Source organism: Pantoea sp. CFCC18177 (assembly GCF_059412425.1).
This window is the reverse complement of record NZ_JBNBPL010000002.1, coordinates 94234-116677: the sequence shown is the minus strand read 5'-3', so window position 1 is coordinate 116677 and position 22444 is coordinate 94234. Positions and strand designations below refer to the sequence as shown.

Genomic DNA, 22444 nt, shown 5'->3' with positions numbered 1-22444 from the left:
AACAGCGTAGCCCATGAATGCTGGTAGATTAATGATTAACATCATGCGGTAGTCAAAAAGAGACCGACATGCAAAAAATTTTTGGTAATTTTACGCAGATTTTTTAAATCCGCTTAGCGAAACATGGCTCTAAACCGCTCTTTAATTGAGCTGAAGCTTCCGGTAATGTTGCTAAATCGGCGTCAGAATATCTGGTGTCACCCGCAAAGACAAAAATTTTTGAAGCGTGTCACGTAAAGTTGTGTAGTTATCAGTTTATTTTAAACATTACAGAATTAGTTGAGGTCTATCATGGCGAATGATGCAAGTAATCCAGGCTGGTTCGGCTTATTTCAGCGCGGCCAGCACTACATGAAGACCTGGCCAGCCGACAAACGTCTGGCACCAATGTTCCCTGAAAATCGTGTGGTGACGGCAACGCGTTTTGCCATTCGCTTTATGCCACCTTTAGCGATATTTACCCTGACATGGCAAATCGCCATGGGCGGCCAGCTCGGCCCGGCGATCGCGACTGCGCTCTTTGCTTGCAGTTTACCGATGCAAGGGTTGTGGTGGTTGGGTAAACGCTCAGTCACACCATTACCCCCCACGCTGCTGCACTGGTTCCACGAAGTGCGGAGCAAACTGGAAGAAGCGGGACAGGCTATCGCACCGGTTGATGGTAAGCCCACCTATCAGGCATTGGCAGATGTGCTCAAACGCGCATTTAAGCAACTCGATCGTACTTTCCTGGACGATCTTTAAACGACGCACGCGACGCTTCCGCAGAGAATGTGTGCTTGATCCCGGTCTAAATCAAAGAAAAGTGGTGTGAACGCACACGCATCACTTTCCTTGTGTAATCATTTCTACATTGTTTAAATCTTAAGCGGCCGTAATAGCCCGGGAGAGAACCATGGAAATGACCCACGCACAGCGACTCATCCTTTCCAATCAGTACAAAATGATGGCCATGCTGGAGCCGGATAATGCCGAGCGCTATCGTCGTTATCAAACCATTATCGAACGCGGCTACGGCTTGCAGCTGCGCGAGCTGGATAAAGAGTTTGGCGAATTAACCGAAGCCACCTGCCGCCAGCTTATCGACATCATGGAAATGCATCACGCACTGCATGTCTCCTGGTCGAACCTGAAAGAACCTCACACCCTCGAAGAGCGCCGCCTGGCGTTTCTCGGTTTTGATGCCGCTACCGAAGCGCGCTATCTCGGTTACGTGCGCTTTATGGTGAATGTGGAAGGGCGCTATACCCATTTCGATTCCGGCACGCACGGCTTCAATGCGCAAACCCCGATGTGGGAAAAATACCAACGTATGCTGGCGGTGTGGCACACTTGTCCGCGTCAGTATCATCTTAGCGCGAATGAAATTGCGCAGATTCTCAATGCCTGAATAAGGAGCAGCGTGTGAAGTACAGAGGTTTTCTGTTTGATTTAGACGGTACATTGGTGGATTCATTACCTGTGGTGATTCGCTCATGGTCATTGTGGGGCGAACGCCACGGTATCGCAGCGGAAGAGGTTCTGGACTTCATACACGGCAAACCCGCCATCAATTCACTGCGCCACTTTATGGCTGGCCAGTCTGAAGAGGCGATTCAAGCCGAGTTCCTCTGGCTTGAGCGTCTGGAAGCGGAGGATACCGAAGGGGTTCAAGCTATCCCCGGGGCGAAAGCTCTGCTGGCAACTTTAAATGAGCTGCATATTCCTTGGGCGATCGTGACATCGGGCTCGATTCCGGTGGCGCATGCGCGACATAAAGCAGCCGGGCTGCCGATGCCTGAAGTGTTTATTACCGCGGAGAATATCAAACACGGCAAGCCCAATCCGGAGCCCTATTTGCTGGGTGCTGAGCGCCTGGGTCTGGCCGCCAGCGAATGCGTGGTGGTTGAAGATGCGCCAGCAGGGATTATCGCCGGTCTGGAAGCGGGTAGCGCCGTAGTTGCGGTAAATGCCCCAGCAGATGCACCGCGCTTGCATGAAGTCACTTATCAGGTAAAAACCCTGGAACCGCTGGTGGTGACGCAGGCGGAAAACGGCACCTTTACACTTTCTCTCAACGCTTAATTTTTTACTACACGCACATAAGTCGAGAAGCCGACTGGGGCTGCATAAGGGCTGGCAATCCGCAGCGCTGAATGGAATGAGTATGCCAGGAGAGCCCGCAGGACGCGGGCGAAAGGTGGCGCTGGAACATGGATGTTCCATCGGCACCGGTCCGTAAGGCCGTCGAATGAAGTGAAGGCACCGCGTAAGCGGCGCGAGGACCGCCAGCACTTATGCAGCATCAATCGGCGTCATCGCCAATCCTGAAGTCCCGTCTTTACAACGGCGTGTCCTGGGAAATCTCATCCAGCGACAGGCTGAAACTAGGGATAAAGACTTCCACAAAGTAATCCATCTCAGGTGAGCGGCGTTGCGACAGGGTTTTCTCCAGACGCGCCTTTGCCAGCAAGAATTCGTTATTACCTGCCGATAACTCTTCCAGGCATTTCACATAGGCGCAAAGCGCATCCGCCTGTTTCACCACTGCCTGCTCACTTTCGCTGTGCAAATGCTCATCAATCAAGGGTCGATAGGCATCCTGCAATTCAGGCGGCAGCATATCAATCAACTTTTGCTGCGCAATTTTCTCTATCTTCTTATATTCATGGGCAATTTGTGCATTGTAGTACTTCACCGGCGTCGGTAAATCACCGGTTAAGACTTCGCTGGCATCGTGATAGAGCGCCAGCATCGCAATACGCTCCGCGTTGAGATTACCGCTGAACTTCATGTTTTTGATGATCGCCAGGGCATGCGCCACCATCGCGACCTGAAGGCTGTGTTCAGAGACGTTCTCAGTGCGCACATTGCGCATCAGCGGCCAACGGTTAATCAGTTTAAGGCGGGAAAGGTGGGCGAAAAAGTGGCTACGGGTCATGACGGGTTCCTGTTGCACGGTGGGGAGTTTTACACTCCCCGAAATGAGAACAGTATATACCCGTCATACTTCGAACCGCAGCTGCGTTTGCTACGCGTGCTCACCCCAGTCACTTACTCATGTAAGCTCCTGGGGATTCACCCACTTGCCGCGTGATTCGGCCTTCGGCCTCACCCTGCGGGCCAGCGCAAGCGCTGTTCAAAAGCGCCGTAAGGCACTTTTGTACTGCAATTCGAATTATTTTGGGTATACGCATCACCTGTTACTGGCGATAGCCTTGCAGGAAGCGACCAAACTTGCTGATGGCCATTTCGAGGTCATCAACGCGCGGCAAGGTTACGATGCGTACGTGGTCCGGCCATGGCCAGTTGAAGGCAGTACCCTGAACCAGCAGCACCTTCTCTTGCAGCAGGAAATCCAGCACCATCTTCTGGTCATCAAAGATATTGAATTTCTTAGGATCGATGCGTGGGAACATATACAACGCACCTTGTGGCTTAACGCAGCTCACACCCGGAATGTCGTTAATCAACTCCCAGGCACGCTGGCGCTGTTCATACAAACGACCGCCCGGTGCAATAAACTCGCTGATACTCTGATAACCTCCCAGCGCAGTCTGAATGGCATGCTGAGCCGGGACGTTGGCACACAGACGCATCGATGCCAGCATCTCCAGGCCTTCGATGTAGCCTTTGGCATGCTTTTTCGGACCGTTCAACACCATCCAGCCCTGACGGAAGCCGGCAACGCGGTAGGTTTTGGACAAGCCATTAAACGTCACCGTCAGCAGATCCGGTGCCAGCGCAGCAATCGAATGGTGCTGTGCTTCGTCATACAAAATCTTGTCGTAGATTTCGTCGGCAAAAATAATCAGATTGTGTTGACGCGCAATCTCAACCACTTCCATTAGCAGTTCTTTGCTATACACCGCACCGGTCGGGTTGTTGGGATTGATGATCACGATGCCACGCGTACGCGGCGTGATTTTGCTACGAATATCATCCAGGTCTGGGAACCAACCCGCAGACTCATCGCACAGATAGTGCACCGCTTTACCGCTCGACAGGGAAACGGCCGCGGTCCACAGGGGATAATCCGGGGCCGGAACCAGCATTTCATCGCCGCTGTTCAGCAATGCCTGCATCGCCTGCACGATCAACTCGGACACACCGTTACCAATGTAGATATCTTCAACGGTAACATCGCGCATATCTCGCGCCTGGTAGTGCTGCATAATGGCTTTACGCGCCGAGTACAGTCCCTTTGAATCACAATAACCCTGCGAACTTGGCAGGTTACGAATCACATCGACCAGGATTTCATCAGGGGCTTCAAAACCAAACGGGGCAGGGTTACCGATGTTCAGTTTGAGGACTTTGTTACCTTCTTCTTCAAGACGCTTTGCTTCTTTCAGTACCGGACCACGGATGTCATAACAGACATTTTCCAGCTTGCCAGATTTATCAATTTGAAAATTCATTATTACCGCCTTAATGGGCAGAGTCCTTTAACCTGCCACCAAAAACAAACCTGCCCAATTTACTCCTCTCATCGTCACAAAAGAAGGGTAGCGCTGGGTTTTGGCGAGTTTGCCAGTTATTCCCGGCGTACGTAGAGTAAAACGCATCCGTTGTGAGCTGGCCTGGTTTATAAGCCTGCAAACTTGAGTAAGTGTGATATTAAATTCTGGGTAAACTGATGACCGCTGTAAAGCGCGTTATCCATAGGTAAAGCAGGTGATTAAGAAATTTTTTATTCACATCCTGTGCGAAAATTCATTAGCCACATGATGAAATAGTTAAAGGAATCTTGTTGGATGCCGAAGAAGTGTGCACCGGTGATGAAGCAATAGCTGGTGTCAGGGTATACAGTGCATTCTTATTCACTTTTTCACAGCAGAATGAGGCGCTAACAAGTGAATGATTAAGGCGATAATTGCGTCTTAAATAGCATTTGTACTGTAACTTTAACGCCTGGTATGGGGTTTCAGAATCGGGGTGGTTAAAAAACGCGCAGGGTTGTGGCAGGATAGGCTGGAAAAGCGTTTTGGTCAAAAATTGCGATGTTTTGAACAAAAACATTTCCCTTTAAAGCGTAAAAATGATTAAGTATAATTTATTATTTGATGCACTTTACCGCTTCGCATCAGCATAACATGATGTTATCCCTTTTTGACCCGCAGGGCCTTTTTGCGGGAAAATAGACAACTACGCAGCTTCCAGCACTTGTACGACATACGTCTTCGGACCAGAAGTTGTTCTGTCTTAAATAGACGGCGCTGCTCTGATTGCAGAGTGACATATCCGTCGGTATCCGCCTGACACGTTTTTTTCATGGCATCCTCCACACAGGGCTGCCATTAAGCACCATTACCTCTTATCTCTTTGATAAGTAGGGTAATACACCAGGGTAGTAGTTTTAAAAAATCTTATAAGTGAAGAAAAAACATGACTAATGCAAATCGTCCGATACTGAATCTCGACCTCGATCTGCTTCGTACTTTTGTCGCTGTTGCTGACCTGAATACCTTTGCGGCAGCAGCTGCAGCAGTATGCAGAACGCAATCGGCAGTAAGTCAGCAGATGCAACGTCTGGAACAATTGGTAGGTAAAGAGCTGTTTGCCAGACATGGACGTAATAAACTGCTGACGGAGCATGGCATCCAGTTGCTGGGCTATGCCAGAAAGATCCTTCGTTTTAACGACGAAGCCTGCACCTCTTTGATGTACAGCAATATCCAGGGCGTACTGACTATCGGTGCCTCTGATGATACTTCCGATACCATTCTGCCGTTTCTGCTTAACCGCGTAACGTCGGTGTATCCTAAGCTGGCCATTGATGTGCGCGTTAAGCGCAACCCGTTCATGATGGAAATGCTGAACCAGGGTGAAGTCGACCTGGTCGTCACCACGTCCAGCCCCGGCAATTTCACCTATCAAGTCCTGCGTACATCACCGACTCTGTGGTACTGCGCGGCGGATTATATCTTCCAGCGCGGCGAAGCCATTCCTTTGGTTCTGCTGGATGAGCCAAGCCCTTATCGTGACATGGCGATCGACCATCTCAACGAAGCGGGTATCCCTTGGCGCATCTCTTATGTTGCCTCAACGCTGGCTGCGGTGCGTGCTGCTGTTAAAGCCGGTTTAGGTGTTACAGCGCGTCCTGTAGAGATGATGAGCCCAGAATTGCGTGTTATGGGTGCGGCGGAAGGTCTGCCGGTTCTGCCGGACACACAGTATCTGTTATGCCGCAATCCAGACAGCGATAATGAACTGGCATTGGCCATCTTCAATGCGATGCAGTCGACCAATGATCCTTACAATCTGAGTGCAAATCCAGACGGTTCTCTGCTGCTGGATGACGAAGAGTAAGGATGGCAATAACGGGTCATTCCTCGCAAATGGAATGCCGTTCAATTGTTAAAACATAGAAAAAAAAGCCTTAGACTGATGAATATCAGCTAAGGCTTTTTTTATGCCTGTTAACTTGCGTTTTTTGACGCTATTTAAGTTACATAATTTCCCTTGTTTCCGAAAAAATGAAATGCGTTCCATTTTTAACCAGAGTGGAATCTTTTTATCATTTCGTGCCATCTTTTCCAGGGCATTTACCTGTGCCGATCGGCGTTTTTTCCGGCAAAAAACACCATTCTGTGTCTTAGATCAAAAAAATACCCCCTCTAAGGGGGGGGAAATCCCCGCAAGACCTGTCAAAATATGATTGTTAAATGCACGATCCATGCATGTGAATACCCGCTACACTAAAATTAACCTCACAAACTGAAGCGATTTAGCTGGCATGAAGGGGTTCATTTGTTAATAATATGATGCTGGTGTTAATTAATGTTTGAATGCTTTTGTCAAAGTTGACAAAAGGTTATAGAAAGGAGTAAAAAACCCCATAAAAGTGCTGCTTATTTGATAATGACAGCATAGTTTATAAGGTTTTTATCCTTCCCTTGAATCGATGTGGTGTGTTTGCTGCAACAGTGCAGGATGCCAACGCCACTTTTGATGAGTAAGCAAAGAGTATGTCGACAACTACAGAAGTGATCGCTCATCACTGGGCATTTATTGTTTTTATTGTTATCGCGTTTGGCCTGTGCGCCTTTATGTTGACCGGTGGTTGGCTGTTAGGTGGCCGTGCACGAGCGCGTCACAAAGACACCCCGTTTGAATCGGGTATCGAATCCGTTGGTGATACCCATATACGCCTCTCCGCTAAATTCTATCTGGTTGCGATGTTCTTCGTTATTTTCGACGTCGAAGCCCTCTATTTATACGCATGGTCGACCTCAATCCGCGAAAGCGGATGGGTGGGCTTTGTCGAAGCCGCAATTTTCATTTTGGTGCTCTTGGCTGGCTTGGTTTATCTGGTGCGCATTGGTGCGCTGGATTGGGCCCCTGCGCGTCGTCGCGTCGTGGTCAAATCAATCCCGGTTAGTCACAACCACACCAACCCTCATAAGCAGTAAAAGCGAGGCAATAACATGGACTACACGCTGACACGCGTAGACCCGAACGGCGGCGGTGATAACGATCGTTATCCTTTGCAGAAACAGGAGATTGTGACCGATCCCCTGGAGCAGCACGTTCATCGCAGCGTCTATATGGGCAAGCTCGAACACGCCCTGCATGACATGGTGAACTGGGGTCGTAAAAACTCTCTCTGGCCTTATAACTTCGGCCTTTCCTGTTGCTACGTGGAAATGACCACGTCATTCACTGCGGTGCATGACGTGGCGCGTTTTGGTGCGGAAGTTATGCGTGCCTCTCCTCGTCAGGCTGACTTTATGGTGATCGCCGGTACGCCATTTACCAAAATGGCGCCGGTTATTCAGCGTTTGTATGACCAGATGCTGGAACCAAAGTGGGTGATCTCAATGGGTGCCTGTGCCAACTCGGGCGGCATGTACGACATCTATTCCGTGGTACAGGGCGTGGATAAATTCCTGCCTGTCGACGTGTACATCCCTGGCTGTCCGCCGCGTCCAGAAGCCTACATGCAAGCGCTGCTGCTGCTGCGTGAATCCATTGGTAAAGAGCGCCGTCCATTGTCGTGGGTGGTGGGTGATCAGGGTGTTTATCGCGCCAATATGCAGCCAGAGCGTGAAAGAAAACGCGGCGAGCGCATTGCCGTGACTAACCTGAGAACGCCAGACGAAGTCTAAGCTTCCCGTACACGGATGGCACAGCGGCCGCAGCAGAACATCACAATTTAATGTGCGCCGCCATCCTGACGCCTTCTTTTGAGTGCCTGATAACAGGCCGGAATGGTGAGTAACGTATGACAGATTTAACCACGCAAGATCTCGCACAGCCGTCATGGCAAACCCGCGATCACCTGGACGATCCAGTGGTCGGCGAGCTGCGTAACCGTTTTGGGCCGGATGCCTTTACCGTTCAGGCCACCCGCACCGGCATTCCGGTGGTTTGGGTGAAGCGTGAACAGTTACTGGAAATTGTCGAATTCCTGCGTAAGCTGCCGAAGCCGTATGTCATGCTGTATGACTTACATGGTTTCGATGAGCGTTTACGTACCCACCGCGCAGGCTTACCTGCCGCGGATTTTTCCGTTTTCTATCACCTGCTTTCGATTGAACGCAACCGTGACATCATGCTCAAGGTGGCGTTGTCTGAAAACGATCTGAATGTGCCGACCATCACCAAAATCTTTGCCAATGCCAACTGGTATGAGCGCGAAACCTGGGAGATGTTTGGTATCACCTTCAATGGCCACCCGCACCTGACGCGCATCATGATGCCACAGACTTGGGAAGGCCATCCGCTGCGCAAAGATTACCCGGCGCGCGCGACCGAATTCGATCCGTTTGAACTGACTAAACAGAAAGAAGATCTGGAGATGGAGGCGCTGACCTTCAAGCCTGAAGACTGGGGCATGAAGCGCAGTACCACCAATGAGGACTTTATGTTCCTCAACCTGGGTCCTAACCACCCCTCTGCGCACGGTGCATTCCGTATCATCCTGCAGTTGGATGGTGAAGAGATCGTCGACTGCGTACCGGATGTCGGTTACCACCACCGTGGTGCTGAGAAGATGGGCGAGCGTCAGTCATGGCACAGTTACATTCCGTACACCGACCGCATCGAGTATCTCGGCGGCTGTGTGAACGAAATGCCTTACGTACTGGCGGTGGAAAAACTGGCCGGTATCACCGTGCCGGATCGCGTTAACGTGATCCGCGTGATGCTGTCTGAGCTGTTCCGCATCAACAGCCACTTGCTGTACATCTCCACCTTCATTCAGGACGTCGGCGCAATGACGCCGGTGTTCTTCGCCTTTACCGACCGTCAGAAAATTTATGACGTGGTCGAAGCGATTACCGGTTTCCGCATGCACCCCGCCTGGTTCCGTATTGGCGGCGTGGCACATGACCTGCCGAAAGGCTGGGAGCGTCTGCTGCGCGAATTCCTCGACTGGATGCCAAAGCGTCTGAAAGAGTATGACAAAGCGGCACTGCGCAATACCGTATTGATGGGCCGTTCACAAGGTGTGGCAGCTTACAACATGGACGAAGCACTGGCGTGGGGCACCACCGGTGCTGGCCTGCGTGCCACCGGGCTGGACTTCGACGTGCGTAAATGGCGTCCATACTCAGGCTATGAAAACTTCGATTTCGAGATCCCGGTTGGTGCTGGCATCAGTGATGCCTACACCCGCGTTCAGCTGAAAATGGAAGAGATGTGGCAGTCACTGCGTATTCTGGAACAGTGTCTGAAAAACATGCCGGAAGGCCCGTTCAAAGCGGATCATCCGCTGACCACGCCGCCGCCAAAAGAGCGCACGCTGCAACACATCGAAACCCTGATCACTCACTTCCTGCAGGTGTCGTGGGGCCCCGTCATGCCGGCCAACGAATCCTTCCAGATGATCGAGGCGACCAAAGGGATCAACAGCTACTACCTGACCAGCGATGGCAGCACCATGAGCTACCGCACCCGCGTGCGCACGCCAAGCTTCCCGCACCTGCAGCAGATCCCATCCGTGATCCGCGGCAGCCTGGTATCCGACTTGATCGTTTACCTCGGTAGTATCGATTTTGTTATGTCAGACGTGGACCGCTAATCATGCACGATCAAAAAATTGCTATTCACACTATCGACCCTGATGAGGTCTTTGTGCTGAGCGAGACCGAGCACCACGCTATCGAGCACGAAAAACACCATTACGAAGATGCGCGCGCCGCCTCGATTGAAGCGTTGAAGATCGTGCAGAAACAGCGTGGTTGGGTGCCAGATGGTGCCATTAATGCCATTGCTGATGTGCTGGGCATTCCAGCCAGTGACGTGGAAGGTGTCGCCACCTTCTATAGCCAAATCTACCGCACGCCGGTTGGCCGTCATGTGATCCGTTACTGCGACAGTGTGGTATGTCACATCACCGGTTTCCAGGGCATTCAGGCTGCACTTGAGCAGAACCTGAACATCAAGCCAGGCCAGACCACAGCCGATGGCCGCTTCACGCTGCTGCCAACCTGCTGCCTGGGCAACTGTGATAAAGGCCCAACCATGATGGTGGATGAAGATACCCACGTTCATCTGACGCCGGAAGGCATCGCCAACCTGCTGGAGCAGTATCAATGACCATTAAACAGATCATTCGTACTGCGGAAACGCACCCTCTGACATGGCGTCTGCGCGACGACAAGCAGCCGGTGTGGATCGATGAATATCGCAGTAAAAACGGCTATGTCGGTGCGGAAAAAGCCTTAAAAGAATTCAGCCAGGACGAAATCGTGGCGGCGGTGAAAGACTCCGGTCTGAAAGGCCGTGGTGGTGCAGGCTTTAACACCGGCCTGAAATGGAGCCTGATGCCGAAAGACGAATCCATGAACATCCGTTACCTGCTGTGTAACGCCGATGAAATGGAGCCGGGCACCTATAAAGACCGCTTGCTGATGGAGCAGATGCCGCACCAACTGGTGGAAGGCATGCTGATCAGTGCGTTCGCTTTGAAGGCTTACCGTGGCTACATCTTCCTGCGTGGCGAGTACATCGAAGCGGCTGTTCATCTGCGCCGCGCGATTGCCGAAGCCACCGAAGCCGGCTACCTCGGTAAAAACATTCTCGGCACCGGATTCGATTTTGAGCTGATCGTGCACACCGGCGCAGGGCGTTATATCTGCGGTGAAGAAACGGCACTGATCAACTCGCTGGAAGGCCGCCGCGCGAATCCGCGCTCTAAGCCGCCATTCCCGGCGAGTGCGGGCGTTTGGGGCAAGCCAACCTGCGTTAACAACGTGGAAACCTTGTCCAACGTGCCTGCGATCTTCCTCAACGGCGTTGACTGGTACAAAAATATCTCTACCAGCGAAGACACCGGCACCAAAATGATGGGCTTCTCTGGCCGCGTGAAAAACCCAGGTGTGTGGGAACTGCCATTTGGCACCACCGCGCGTGAAATTCTGGAAGATTATGCGGGTGGCATGCGCGATGGCCTGAAATTCAAAGCCTGGCAGCCGGGCGGTGCGGGCACCGACTTCCTGACCGATCAGCATCTCGATCTGCCAATGGAATTTGCCAGCATCGGCAAAGCCGGAAGCCGTTTGGGTACCGCGCTGGCGATGGCGGTCGATCACGAGATCAACATGGTTTCACTGGTGCGTAACCTCGAAGAGTTCTTTGCGCGTGAATCCTGTGGCTGGTGTACGCCATGCCGTGATGGATTGCCGTGGAGCGTGAAGATCCTGCGTGCGCTGGAGCAGAAAAAAGGCCAGCCGGGTGATATCGAAACCCTGCAGCAGCTTTGCCGCCAGCTCGGTCCAGGTAAAACCTTCTGTGCCCACGCACCAGGTGCCGTTGAGCCATTGCAGAGCGCGATTAAATATTTCCGTGAAGAGTTTGAAGCCGGCATTGCGCCGCAGGTGTTTGGCAATACCCGATCGATCGGTGGTATTCAGCCCAACCTGCTGAAAGCGCGCTGGTAATCAGCCGCCGTACACGGAATTCACCCTGAGCCGACCCGGCTTAGGGGACAGAATTAGATGTTTAACGCTCGTCTTAGGGCGAGCCTTACGGAAGCATGTTCACTATGGCTACAATCCATGTAGACGGTAAAGAATATCATGTGAACGGAGCGGACAACCTGTTGCAGGCGTGTCTCTCTCTGGGCCTTGATATTCCTTATTTTTGCTGGCATCCGGCGCTGGGAAGCGTGGGAGCCTGCCGCCAGTGCGCGGTGAAGCAATTCCAGAATGCCGAAGATACCCGCGGTCGCCTTGTCATGTCCTGTATGACACCGGCGTCGGACGGCACCTTTATCTCCATCGACGATGGCGAAGCCAAAGAGTTTCGTGAAAGCGTGGTGGAATGGCTGATGACCAACCACCCGCACGACTGTCCGGTGTGCGAAGAGGGCGGTAACTGCCACCTGCAAGATATGACGGTAATGACCGGCCATAGCTTCCGTCGTTATCGCTTCACCAAACGTACTCACCAGAATCAGGATCTCGGCCCGTTCATCTCGCATGAAATGAACCGCTGTATCGCCTGTTATCGCTGTGTGCGTTACTACAAAGATTACGCAGACGGCAAAGATCTGGGCGTCTATGGTGCCCACGACAACGTCTACTTTGGCCGCCCGGAAGATGGCACGCTGGAGAGCGAATTCTCCGGTAACCTGGTCGAAATCTGCCCAACCGGCGTGTTCACGGATAAAACCCACTCAGAACGCTATAACCGTAAATGGGATATGCAGTTCGCGCCAAGCATCTGCCAGCAGTGCAGCGTGGGTTGTAACACCAGCCCTGGCGAACGTTACGGCGAACTGCGTCGTATCGAGAACCGTTACAACGGTACCGTTAACCACTACTTCCTGTGCGATCGCGGGCGTTTCGGTTACGGCTATGTGAACCGCAAGGATCGTCCACGTCATCCAGTACAGAAACGCGGCAACGATTGGGTCAGCCTCAATGCTGAACAAGCGGTCAATGCGGCAGCTGACGTACTGCGTCAGGCGAAAAAAGTGATCGGTATTGGTTCACCGCGCGCCAGCATTGAAAGCAACTTTGCGCTGCGTGAACTGGTCGGTGCAGAGAACTTCTCAACCGGTATGCCAGCAGGCGAACAGGCTCGCGTCGAGTTAATGCTGAAAGTGCTGCAGGAGGGCGGAATCTACACGCCTTCTCTGCGCGAAATTGAAAGCTACGATGCGGTACTGGTGTTGGGTGAAGACCTGACTCAAGTGGGTGCGCGCGTGGCGTTGTCTGTGCGTCAGGCAGTGAAAGGCAAAGCACGTGAAATGGCAGCCGCACAGAAAGTGGCCGACTGGCAGATCGCGGCGATCCTCAACATTGGCCAGCACGCCAAACATCCGCTGTTTGTCACCAACGTCGATGAAACCCGGCTGGATGACATCGCCGCGTGGAGCTATCGTGCACCGGTAGAAGACCAAGCGCGCCTTGGTTTTGCTATCGCTAATGCGCTGGATGAAACTGCACCTGCGGTAAATGGCTTCGACACTAAGCTGAACGGCAAGCTGGATGTGGTGGTACAGGCATTAGCGGGGGCGAAAAAACCGCTGATCATTTCCGGTACTCACTCCGGTAGCATTGCAATGATTGAAGCGGCCGCCAACGTAGCGAAAGCATTGAAAGGTCGCGGTGCCGATGTAGGTATCACCTTCCTCGCTGGCGCAGCGAACAGCTTTGGTCTCGGCCTGATGGGCGGACAATCGCTGGATAGCGCACTGGAACAGCTGGATAAAGGCGAAGCGGAAGCGCTGATCGTCTTAGAGAACGATCTCTACCGTCACGCGCCAAAAGCCACCGTTGATGCAGCACTGCACAACACCGCACACGTCATTGTGGTGGATCATCAACGTACCGCCACGCTGGAGAAAGCCGGCCTCGTGCTGTCAACTGCCAGCTTTGCGGAGAGCGACGGCACCTCGATCAACCAGGAAGGCCGTGCTCAGCGCTTCTTCCAGGTTTACGATCCCGCTTACTACGACAACAGCGTTGTCATGCTGGAGAGCTGGCGTTGGTTGCACTCGCTGCACAGCACGGTAGAAAGCCGTCAAATCGACTGGACGCTGCTTGATCACGTCATTGACGCCACCGTTGCGGCGCTGCCGCAGCTGAAAGGTATTAAAGACGCGGCACCGGATGCCAGCTTCCGTATCCGTGGTCAGAAACTGGCGCGTTCACCGCACCGTAACAGTGGCCGTACCGCCATGCGTGCCAATATCAGCGTGCACGAACCGCGCCAGCCGCAGGATAAAGACACCATGTTTGCCTTCTCGATGGAAGGTAACAACCAGCCAAGCGCACCGCGCTCGCAGATTCCATTTGCCTGGGCGCCAGGCTGGAACTCCCCGCAGGCATGGAACAAGTTCCAGGCTGAAGTGGGTGGCAAACTGCGTCATGGCGATCCGGGTGTGCGTCTGTTCGAAGCCGGTGAAGGCTCATTGCCTTGGTTCACTGCGGTACCAGAAAGCTTTGTTGAAGGCAGTCAATACCGCGTTGCGCCTTACTACCAATTGTTTGGTAGTGAAGAGATGACCCAGCGTTCACCGACCTTCCAGAAGCGTATGTCACCTGCCACATTGGTGATTAACCCTGCTGATGCGGAAAAACTGGGTGTGAACAACGGTTCTGCAGTTGAGCTGGTGTGTGCCGGTGAAACCTTGCGCCTGCCGGTCCGTTTCTCTGCTTCCTTGCAAGCAGGGCAGGTGGGGCTGCCGCTGGGAATGCCGGGTGTGCCGCCATTCCTCTCGGGCGCGCAAATTGACAAATTGCAGGAGGCCGCGCAATGAGCTGGCTGACACCGGACGTTATCGACATCCTTATCCAGATCCTGAAAACCATTGTGATCTTGCTGGTGGTGGTGGGTTGTGGTGCCTTCATGAGTTTCGCCGAGCGTCGTCTGCTCGGCTTATGGCAGAACCGTTACGGTCCGAACCGTGTGGGTTGGGGCGGCTCGCTGCAGCTGGCCGCCGACATGATCAAAATGTTCTTTAAAGAGGACTGGGTTCCGCCGTTCACCGATCGCTTCATCTTTACCCTGGCACCCGTGATTGCCTTTGTGTCACTGCTGCTGGCGTTTGCCATTGTGCCGGTTTCACCGACCTGGATGGTGACAGACCTGAACATCGGTTTGTTGTTCTTCCTGATGATGGCAGGTCTGGCCGTTTACGCCGTGCTGTTCGCCGGTTGGTCGAGTAACAACAAATACTCGCTGCTGGGTGCGATGCGTGCGTCGGCGCAAACGCTGAGCTACGAAGTGTTCCTTGGCCTGTCGCTGATGGGTGTGGTGGCGCAAGCCGGTTCGTTCAATATGAACGCCATCGTCGAAAGCCAGACGCATTTGTGGAACATCATTCCGCAGTTCTTTGGCTTTGTGACCTTCTGCATCGCGGGTGTTGCGGTTTGTCACCGTCACCCGTTTGACCAGCCAGAAGCGGAACAGGAACTGGCTGATGGTTACCACATTGAATATGCCGGTATGAAGTTCGGCCTGTTCTTTGTCGGTGAATACGTGGCCATAACCACGGTTTCAGCGCTGATTGTCACGCTGTTCTTCGGTGGCTGGCACGGTCCATTCCTGCCGCCATTCATCTGGTTCGCCCTGAAAACGGCGTTCTTTATGGTGATGTTTATCCTGATTCGTGCTGCGCTGCCGCGTCCACGTTATGACCAGGTGCTGTCGTTCGGCTGGAAAGTATGTCTGCCGTTGACGTTATTGAACCTGCTGGCGACCGCCGCAGTGATTCTGTACAGCGCGCAGTAAGGGGTTTTGAGATGACTTTAAAAGATATTGTCGTTGGCTTCGGCACGACAGTGCGCAGTATCTGGATGATAGGCATGCATGCCTTCGCCAAACGCGAAACCCAGATGTATCCAGAAGAGCCGGTATATCTGCCGCCGCGCTATCGTGGCCGTATTGTGTTGACGCGCGATCCGGACGGCGAAGAGCGCTGCGTTGCCTGTAACCTGTGTGCGGTAGCCTGCCCAGTGGGATGTATCTCACTGCAAAAAGCAGAAACTGTCGATGGTCGTTGGTATCCAGAATTTTTCCGCATCAACTTCTCACGCTGCATTTTCTGCGGTTTGTGTGAAGAGGCTTGCCCAACCACCGCAATCCAGCTGACCCCGGATTTTGAACTGGGTGAATTTAAGCGTCAGGACTTGGTGTATGAGAAGCAAGACTTGCTGATTTCCGGTCCGGGTAAATATCCGGAGTACAACTTCTATCGCATGGCGGGTATGGCGATCGACGGGAAAGAGAAAGGCGAAGCGGAAAACGAAGCCAAGCCAATCGACGTCAAAAGCTTGTTACCTTAAGGAGCCAGGTATGGAATTTGCGTTTTATCTTTGCGGACTGGTGGCGGTGTTGACGACATTGCGCGTCATCACGCACACCAATCCAGTACATGCGCTGCTGTACCTGATTGTTTCACTGCTGTCGATTGCGGGCGTGTTCTTCTCGATGGGAGCTTACTTTGCCGGTGCGCTGGAAATCATCGTCTACGCCGGTGCCATTATGGTGCTGTTCGTGTTCGTGGTGATGATGCTGAACCTGGGCAAAAGCCAGCAGGATCAGGAGCGTGAATGGCTGAAGCCTTCGCTGTGGATTGGACCTGGCATCGTTTCTCTGCTGTTGCTGGCGGTCATGATTTACGCCATCAGCACCGCGCAGGATCAAGGTATTGATGGCACCGTCATTGATGCGAAAGCGGTCGGTATCAGCCTGTTTGGCCCATACGTTCTGGCGGTTGAGCTGGCCTCAATGTTGCTGCTGGCCGGTCTGGTGGTAGCCTTCCATATCGGACGTGAAGAGCGTCAGGGCGAAGTGTTAAGCAATCGCCATGCTGATGCACATGCGAATAAGGAGGATCACGCATGATCCCGTTACAACACGGCCTGATGTTGGCCGCTGTGCTGTTTGTCCTTGGCCTGACCTCACTGGTGCTGCGTCGCAACCTGCTGTTTATGCTGATTGGTCTGGAGATCATGATCAACGCTGCTGCGCTGGCACTGGTTGTCGCGGGCAGTTACTGGGGACAAGCTGACGGCCAGGTCATGTACATTCTTGCCATCAGCCTTGCGGCGGCGGAAGCCAGTATTGGCCTGGCATTGTTGCTGCAGCTCTATCGTCGTCGTCAGACGTTGAACATTGACACAGTGAGCGAGATGCGCGGATGAATCTTCTCTATTTAACCGTATTATTTCCGCTGATTGGCTTTCTGCTATTAGCGTTTTCCCGTGGCCGTTGGTCGGAGAACCTGTCGGCAACGGTAGGAATGGGATCGGTGGGTCTTGCTGCACTGACTACCATTTATGTCGGCTTCGACTTCTTCAGTCACGGCCAGCAGCCGTTCACACAAGCATTGTGGACATGGATGCACGTTGGCACCTTTGATATCAAAGTCAATCTGGTGCTGGATGGCTTGTCATTGACCATGCTTTCCGTTGTCACCGGCGTCGGTTTCTTCATCCACATGTTTGCTTCCTGGTACATGCGTGGCGAAGAGGGCTATTCGCGCTTCTTCGCATACACCAACTTGTTCATCGCGAGCATGGTGGTGCTGGTATTAGCTGACAACCTGATGCTGATGTATCTCGGTTGGGAAGGCGTGGGCTTGTGCTCATACCTGCTGATTGGCTTCTACTACAGCAATCCAGAGAACGGCAAAGCGGCGATGAAAGCGTTCATTATTACCCGTGTGGGTGATGTGTTCCTTGCTTTCGCACTGTTCATTCTCTACAACGAGCTGGGCACGCTGAACTTCCGCGAGCTGGTGGAACTGGCACCGGCGCACTTTGCCGCTGACAACCACATGCTGCAATGGGCAACGCTGATGTTGCTGGGTGGTGCGGTTGGTAAATCTGCACAGCTGCCGCTGCAAACCTGGCTGGCCGATGCGATGGCGGGTCCAACCCCGGTTTCTGCATTGATCCACGCCGCCACCATGGTGACCGCGGGTGTCTACCTGATTGCCCGTTCACACGGCCTGTTCCTGTTAACGCCGGAAGTGCTGCATCTGGTCGGGATTGTCGGTGCGATTACCCTGGTACTGGCGGGTTTTGCGGCACTGGTACAGACCGACATCAAACGCGTGCTGGCTTACTCAACCATGAGTCAGATCGGCTACATGTTCCTCGCGCTTGGCGTGCAGGCATGGGACGCGGCGATTTTCCACTTGATGACGCACGCATTCTTTAAAGCACTGCTGTTCCTTTCTTCGGGTTCGGTCATTCTGGCCTGCCACCACGAGCAGAACATCTTCAAAATGGGCGGCCTGCGTAAGAGCATCCCATTGGTGTATACCTGCTTCCTGGTCGGCGGCGCAGCGCTGGCGGCACTGCCGCTGATCACCGCAGGTTTCTACAGTAAGGATGAAATCCTGTTTGGTGCGCTGGCGAATGGCCACATCAATCTGATGGTGGCGGGTCTGGTCGGTGCATTCCTGACCTCGATCTACACCTTCCGCATGATCTTTATCGTGTTCCACGGTGAAGAGAAAATTCATGCGCACGCGGGCAAAGGCATTACTCACCATCTGCCGCTGATTGTGCTGTTGGTTCTGTCCACCTTTATCGGTGCGATGATCACACCGCCACTGGCGGGCGTGTTGCCTCAGAACGAATTTGGCGAAAGCGGCAAAGTGGCGCTGGAAATCACCTCCGGTGTGGTCGCGATCGTCGGCATCCTGATTGCTGCGGCACTGTGGTTGGGTAAACGTCAGCTGGTGACCAGCATTGCCAACAGCGCGCCGGGCCGTTTCTTTGGCACATGGTGGTTTGCCGCCTGGGGCTTCGACTGGCTGTACGACAAGGTGTTCGTAAAACCTTATCTCGGCATTGCCTGGCTGCTGAAGCGCGATCCGCTGAACTCACTGATGAACTTGCCAGCGCTGATCTCGCGTATGGGTAATAAAGGTCTGGTGGTGAGCGAGAACGGTTACCTGCGCTGGTATGTGGCTTCCATGAGCGTTGGCGCCGTGGTGGTGCTGGCGCTGATGCTGGTGATCTAAAGATTGATGAGCGGGGGCGAAGCGTTTTGTAACGCCCCTGATGAAGAATGTTCAAAATTGTCTGATGCACGAGCCTTATCGGCGCAGCCAGTTTTGTCACCGCCAGCGTGCAGCAACCGGAGCGTACTTGAGTACGTGAGAATTGCGAGCACTGCCGGGGACAAAAACGGCAAGCAAGATAGCTCGAACAGAGACGAATAATAGGGAAGTATGCCGTGTTATTACCTTGGCTAATAATCATACCCTTTGTTGGGGGCTTACTCTGCTGGCTAGCAGAACGCCTCGGTGCGAAAGTACCACGCTGGATCGCCATGATCACCATGGGCCTGACGCTGGCGCTTGGCCTGCAGCTTTGGTTGCAGGGAGGCTATTCATTAACGCAGGCTGCTGGGATCCCGCAGTGGCAGTCAACCTTCTCGGTGCCATGGATTCCTCGCTTCGGCATTAACTTCCATCTGGCTATCGACGGTCTTTCACTGCTGATGGTGGTACTGACCGGTCTGCTCGGCTTGATGGCGGTACTCTGTTCCTGGAACGAAATTGAGAAGTATCAGGGCTTCTTCCACCTCAACCTGATGTGGATCCTCGGTGGCGTGATTGGCGTGTTCCTCTCCATCGACATGTTCCTGTTCTTCTTCTTCTGGGAAATGATGCTGGTGCCGATGTACTTCCTCATCGCGCTCTGGGGTCACAAAGCCTCTGACGGTAAAACCCGTATCTCGGCGGCGACCAAATTCTTCATCTATACCCAGGCGTCTGGTCTGGTGATGTTGATTGCGATTCTGGCGCTGGTGTTTGTGCACTACAACGCCACTGGCGTCTGGACGTTCAGCTACGAAGAGCTACTGAAAACGCCAATGTCGCATACGGTTGAATATCTGCTGATGCTGGGCTTCTTCATCGCCTTCGCCGTAAAAATGCCGGTGGTGCCACTGCACGGTTGGTTACCGGATGCACACAGCCAGGCACCGACGGCGGGTTCCGTTGACCTCGCCGGTATTTTGCTGAAAACAGCCGCCTACGGTTTGCTGCGCTTCAGCCTGCCACTGTTCCCGAACGCTTCGGCAGAGTTTGCACCGATTGCCATGTGGCTCGGTATCATCGGTATCTTCTACGGTGCCTGGATGGCGTTCTCTCAGACCGATATCAAGCGCCTGATTGCTTACACGTCCGTTTCGCACATGGGCTTCGTCCTGATTGCTATCTACACTGGCAGCCAGTTGGCGTTCCAGGGCGCGGTTATCCAGATGATTGCTCACGGCCTGTCCGCCGCAGCACTGTTCATCTTGTGTGGCCAGTTGTATGAGCGTCTGCACACGCGTGACTTGCGTCAGATGGGCGGTTTGTGGGGACGTATCAAATGGATTCCAGGCCTGTCACTGTTCTTCGCGGTCGCCAACCTGGGTATGCCGGGCACCGGTAACTTTGTCGGTGAATTCATGATTCTGACCGGTAGCTTCCAGGTGGTCCCGGTCATTATCGTGATTGCGACCTTTGGTCTGGTGTTCGCTTCGGTTTACTCACTGATCATGATGCAGCGCGCTTACTACGGTGAGGCGAAGTCAAAAGATCCGCTGCCGGGCATGTCACCGCGTGAATTCATGACTATCGGGGTGCTGGTGGTGCTGCTGGTTCTGCTGGGTATCTATCCACAGCCGATCCTCGACACATCCCATGCTGCGATGAGCAATATTCAGCAGTGGTTTACCGCTTCAATTTCAACTACAAGGCCGTAATTCGCCATGACAATAACTCCTCAACATCTGATTGCGTTACTGCCGCTGTTGATCGTCGGATTGACGGTGGTGGTGGTGATGCTGTCCATTGCGTGGCGACGCAACCACTTTGTTAATGCCACGCTGACTGTAATTGGTCTTAACCTGGCGCTGTTTTCACTGTGGTTTGTAGGTCACGTAGGTGCTATGGATGTCACGCCGCTGCTGCGCGTTGACGGCTATTCGATGTTCTACACCGCGCTGGTGCTGCTCGCCAGTCTGGCTACCTGCACCTTTGCTTATCCGTGGTTGGCCGGTTTCCCGGACAACAAAGATGAGTTCTATCTGTTGGTGCTGATCGCCGCTCTGGGTGGCATCGTGCTGGCCAGTGCAAATCATCTGGCGGCGCTGTTCATTGGTATCGAACTGCTCTCCTTGCCGCTGTTTGGTTTGATTGGTTATGCCTTCCGCCAGAAACGCTCACTGGAAGCCGCGCTGAAATACATGATTCTTTCAGCGGCTGCGTCCTCGTTCCTGATCTTCGGTATTGCCTTGATTTATGCCGACTCTGGTAGCCTGAGCTTTGTGCAGTTAGGCAAGAGTCTGAATGACAGCATGATTCAACAGCCGCTGCTGCTGGTTGGCTTGGGCATGATGATTATTGGCCTCGGCTTTAAATTGTCACTGGTGCCGTTCCACCTGTGGACGCCGGATGTGTATCAGGGTGCGCCTGCACCTGTCTCCACCTTCCTGGCGACCGCCAGTAAAATCGCTATCTTCGGTGTGGTGATGCGTCTGTTCCTGTACGCGCCAGTGACTGACAGCGAAGCGGTGCGCACAGTGCTCGGGGTTATCGCCTTTGTATCGATTCTGTTCGGTAACCTGATGGCGATTTCGCAAAGCAATATCAAGCGTCTGCTCGGCTACTCCTCAATCGCCCACTTGGGTTATCTGCTGGTGGCATTGATTGCGGTGAAAACTCATCAACTGTCGCTGGAAACTGCCGGTGTTTACCTGGCGGGTTACCTGTTCAGCAGCCTCGGCGCGTTCGGTGTCGTGAGCCTGATGTCCAGTCCGTACCGTGGTCCGGATGCTGACACGCTTTACTCCTACCGTGGTCTGTTCTGGCACCGTCCGATCCTGTCAGCGGTGATGACCGTGATGATGCTGTCGCTGGCGGGTATCCCGATGACGCTCGGCTTCATTGGTAAGTTCTATGTGATTGCTTCCGGTGTGAATGGGCATCTGTGGTGGCTGACTGCGGCAGTCGTCGCGGGCAGTGCGATTGGACTTTACTACTACCTGCGCGTCACGGTGAGCCTGTACCTCAGCCCTCCAGAGATGCACACCCGTGACCGCGATACGCCAGCCAACTGGGCCTTTACCGCCGGAGGTGTGGTGGTGCTGATCTCCGCGATTCTGGTGTTGCTGCTGGGTGTCTATCCGCAGCCGCTTATTTCGCTGGTGCAGATGGCACAGCCACTGATGTGATTTGACGTCACGAAGAGAGAATCAGGCCCCCGGGCCTGATTTTTTTTGCCTGTCGAATACGAAAGGACCGCTCATTGTCGTTGTAGGGTCGCCATTTATGGCGTAAATCCGCTAAGTTAAGCATTAATTTGCATATGTATGCAGGTGCGCATGAATGCGCACCCTACGTAAAACGCGCCAATCCATTGTAGGTCGCCATTTATGGCGACCAAGAGGCCTGCGAGCAACCTGTATCAGTTCGAAGGCCACATCCTGGACTCCACCGAATTAACTGCCAGATTTGTCGGCCCGCTTACAGCTCGAAAGCTGCGCACTGTGTTAA

19 protein-coding genes are annotated in these 22444 nt (G+C 53.3%); 17 read left to right on the top strand and 2 right to left on the bottom strand.

The window, feature by feature from the left end:
* Positions 1 to 291: 291 nt before the first annotated feature.
* The 3 genes from yfbV to ACPUC8_RS02585 all read left to right on the top strand — a co-directional run bounded on the left by yfbV (position 292) and on the right by ACPUC8_RS02585 (position 2064).
* Positions 292 to 744 (top strand): terminus macrodomain insulation protein YfbV, encoded by a 453-nt coding sequence (yfbV, locus tag ACPUC8_RS02595; RefSeq protein WP_039336471.1) that lies wholly within the window; start codon positions 292 to 294, stop codon positions 742 to 744.
* A 151-nt stretch (positions 745 to 895) separates the two neighbouring features.
* A complete protein-coding gene (locus ACPUC8_RS02590; RefSeq protein WP_039336473.1) occupies positions 896 to 1390 on the top strand; it encodes a YfbU family protein in 495 nt (164 codons plus the stop codon).
* Between the two features lie 14 nt (positions 1391 to 1404).
* The gene (locus tag ACPUC8_RS02585) at positions 1405 to 2064 is read left to right on the top strand and encodes a sugar phosphatase (protein ID WP_039336475.1); all 660 of its coding nucleotides are present in this window, start codon (positions 1405 to 1407) and stop codon (positions 2062 to 2064) included.
* A gap of 256 nt (positions 2065 to 2320) precedes the next feature.
* On the opposite strand, the gene yfbR is transcribed toward ACPUC8_RS02585, so the two are convergent.
* A complete protein-coding gene (gene yfbR / locus ACPUC8_RS02580; protein ID WP_039336477.1) occupies positions 2321 to 2920 on the bottom strand; it encodes a 5'-deoxynucleotidase in 600 nt (199 codons plus the stop codon).
* 262 nt (positions 2921 to 3182) lie between these two features.
* A complete protein-coding gene (locus tag ACPUC8_RS02575; RefSeq protein WP_039336479.1) occupies positions 3183 to 4400 on the bottom strand; it encodes a pyridoxal phosphate-dependent aminotransferase in 1218 nt (405 codons plus the stop codon).
* A 967-nt stretch (positions 4401 to 5367) separates the two neighbouring features.
* Here ACPUC8_RS02575 and lrhA point away from each other — a divergent pair.
* From lrhA to nuoN, 14 genes are all read left to right on the top strand, one after another.
* Positions 5368 to 6291 (top strand): transcriptional regulator LrhA, encoded by a 924-nt coding sequence (gene lrhA / locus ACPUC8_RS02570; protein ID WP_039336481.1) that lies wholly within the window; start codon positions 5368 to 5370, stop codon positions 6289 to 6291.
* Between the two features lie 659 nt (positions 6292 to 6950).
* Positions 6951 to 7394: an NADH-quinone oxidoreductase subunit A gene (locus ACPUC8_RS02565; RefSeq protein WP_034825074.1), complete on the top strand. Its 444-nt coding sequence runs from the start codon at positions 6951 to 6953 to the stop codon at positions 7392 to 7394.
* A gap of 15 nt (positions 7395 to 7409) precedes the next feature.
* Entirely contained in the window at positions 7410 to 8090 is a 681-nt protein-coding gene (locus ACPUC8_RS02560) for a NuoB/complex I 20 kDa subunit family protein (protein ID WP_007889318.1), read from the top strand.
* A gap of 116 nt (positions 8091 to 8206) precedes the next feature.
* Positions 8207 to 10006 (top strand): NADH-quinone oxidoreductase subunit C/D, encoded by a 1800-nt coding sequence (gene nuoC / locus ACPUC8_RS02555; protein WP_039336484.1) that lies wholly within the window; start codon positions 8207 to 8209, stop codon positions 10004 to 10006.
* A gap of 2 nt (positions 10007 to 10008) precedes the next feature.
* Entirely contained in the window at positions 10009 to 10524 is a 516-nt protein-coding gene (gene nuoE, locus ACPUC8_RS02550) for an NADH-quinone oxidoreductase subunit NuoE (RefSeq protein WP_038645741.1), read from the top strand.
* Between the two features lie 2 nt (positions 10525 to 10526).
* Entirely contained in the window at positions 10527 to 11867 is a 1341-nt protein-coding gene (gene nuoF / locus ACPUC8_RS02545) for an NADH-quinone oxidoreductase subunit NuoF (RefSeq protein WP_197063376.1), read from the top strand.
* Between the two features lie 104 nt (positions 11868 to 11971).
* Positions 11972 to 14695, top strand: a complete 2724-nt coding sequence (gene nuoG / locus ACPUC8_RS02540; RefSeq protein WP_039336488.1) for an NADH-quinone oxidoreductase subunit NuoG — start codon at positions 11972 to 11974, stop codon at positions 14693 to 14695.
* Positions 14692 to 15669 carry an NADH-quinone oxidoreductase subunit NuoH gene (gene nuoH, locus ACPUC8_RS02535; RefSeq protein ID WP_034825063.1) on the top strand — a complete coding sequence of 326 codons (978 nt, stop codon included), beginning with the start codon at positions 14692 to 14694 and terminating at the stop codon, positions 15667 to 15669. Before nuoG ends, nuoH begins: the two co-directional genes overlap by 4 nt.
* An 11-nt stretch (positions 15670 to 15680) precedes the next feature.
* Positions 15681 to 16223 carry an NADH-quinone oxidoreductase subunit NuoI gene (gene nuoI, locus ACPUC8_RS02530; protein WP_034825061.1) on the top strand — a complete coding sequence of 181 codons (543 nt, stop codon included), beginning with the start codon at positions 15681 to 15683 and terminating at the stop codon, positions 16221 to 16223.
* Between the two features lie 10 nt (positions 16224 to 16233).
* Entirely contained in the window at positions 16234 to 16785 is a 552-nt protein-coding gene (nuoJ, locus tag ACPUC8_RS02525) for an NADH-quinone oxidoreductase subunit J (RefSeq protein WP_039336491.1), read from the top strand.
* Positions 16782 to 17084 carry an NADH-quinone oxidoreductase subunit NuoK gene (nuoK, locus tag ACPUC8_RS02520; RefSeq protein WP_034825057.1) on the top strand — a complete coding sequence of 101 codons (303 nt, stop codon included), beginning with the start codon at positions 16782 to 16784 and terminating at the stop codon, positions 17082 to 17084. The genes nuoJ and nuoK overlap by 4 nt, the downstream gene beginning before the upstream one ends.
* Positions 17081 to 18916, top strand: a complete 1836-nt coding sequence (gene nuoL / locus ACPUC8_RS02515) for an NADH-quinone oxidoreductase subunit L (RefSeq protein WP_058969164.1) — start codon at positions 17081 to 17083, stop codon at positions 18914 to 18916. The genes nuoK and nuoL overlap by 4 nt, the downstream gene beginning before the upstream one ends.
* Before the next feature lie 215 nt (positions 18917 to 19131).
* Complete coding sequence (gene nuoM, locus ACPUC8_RS02510) at positions 19132 to 20652, top strand: NADH-quinone oxidoreductase subunit M (RefSeq protein WP_039328358.1); 1521 nt, start codon at positions 19132 to 19134, stop codon at positions 20650 to 20652.
* A 6-nt stretch (positions 20653 to 20658) separates the two neighbouring features.
* On the top strand, positions 20659 to 22122 hold the full coding sequence (gene nuoN, locus ACPUC8_RS02505; RefSeq protein WP_039328356.1) for an NADH-quinone oxidoreductase subunit NuoN: 1464 nt from the start codon (positions 20659 to 20661) through the stop codon (positions 22120 to 22122).
* The last annotated feature ends 322 nt before the right edge of the window (positions 22123 to 22444 follow it).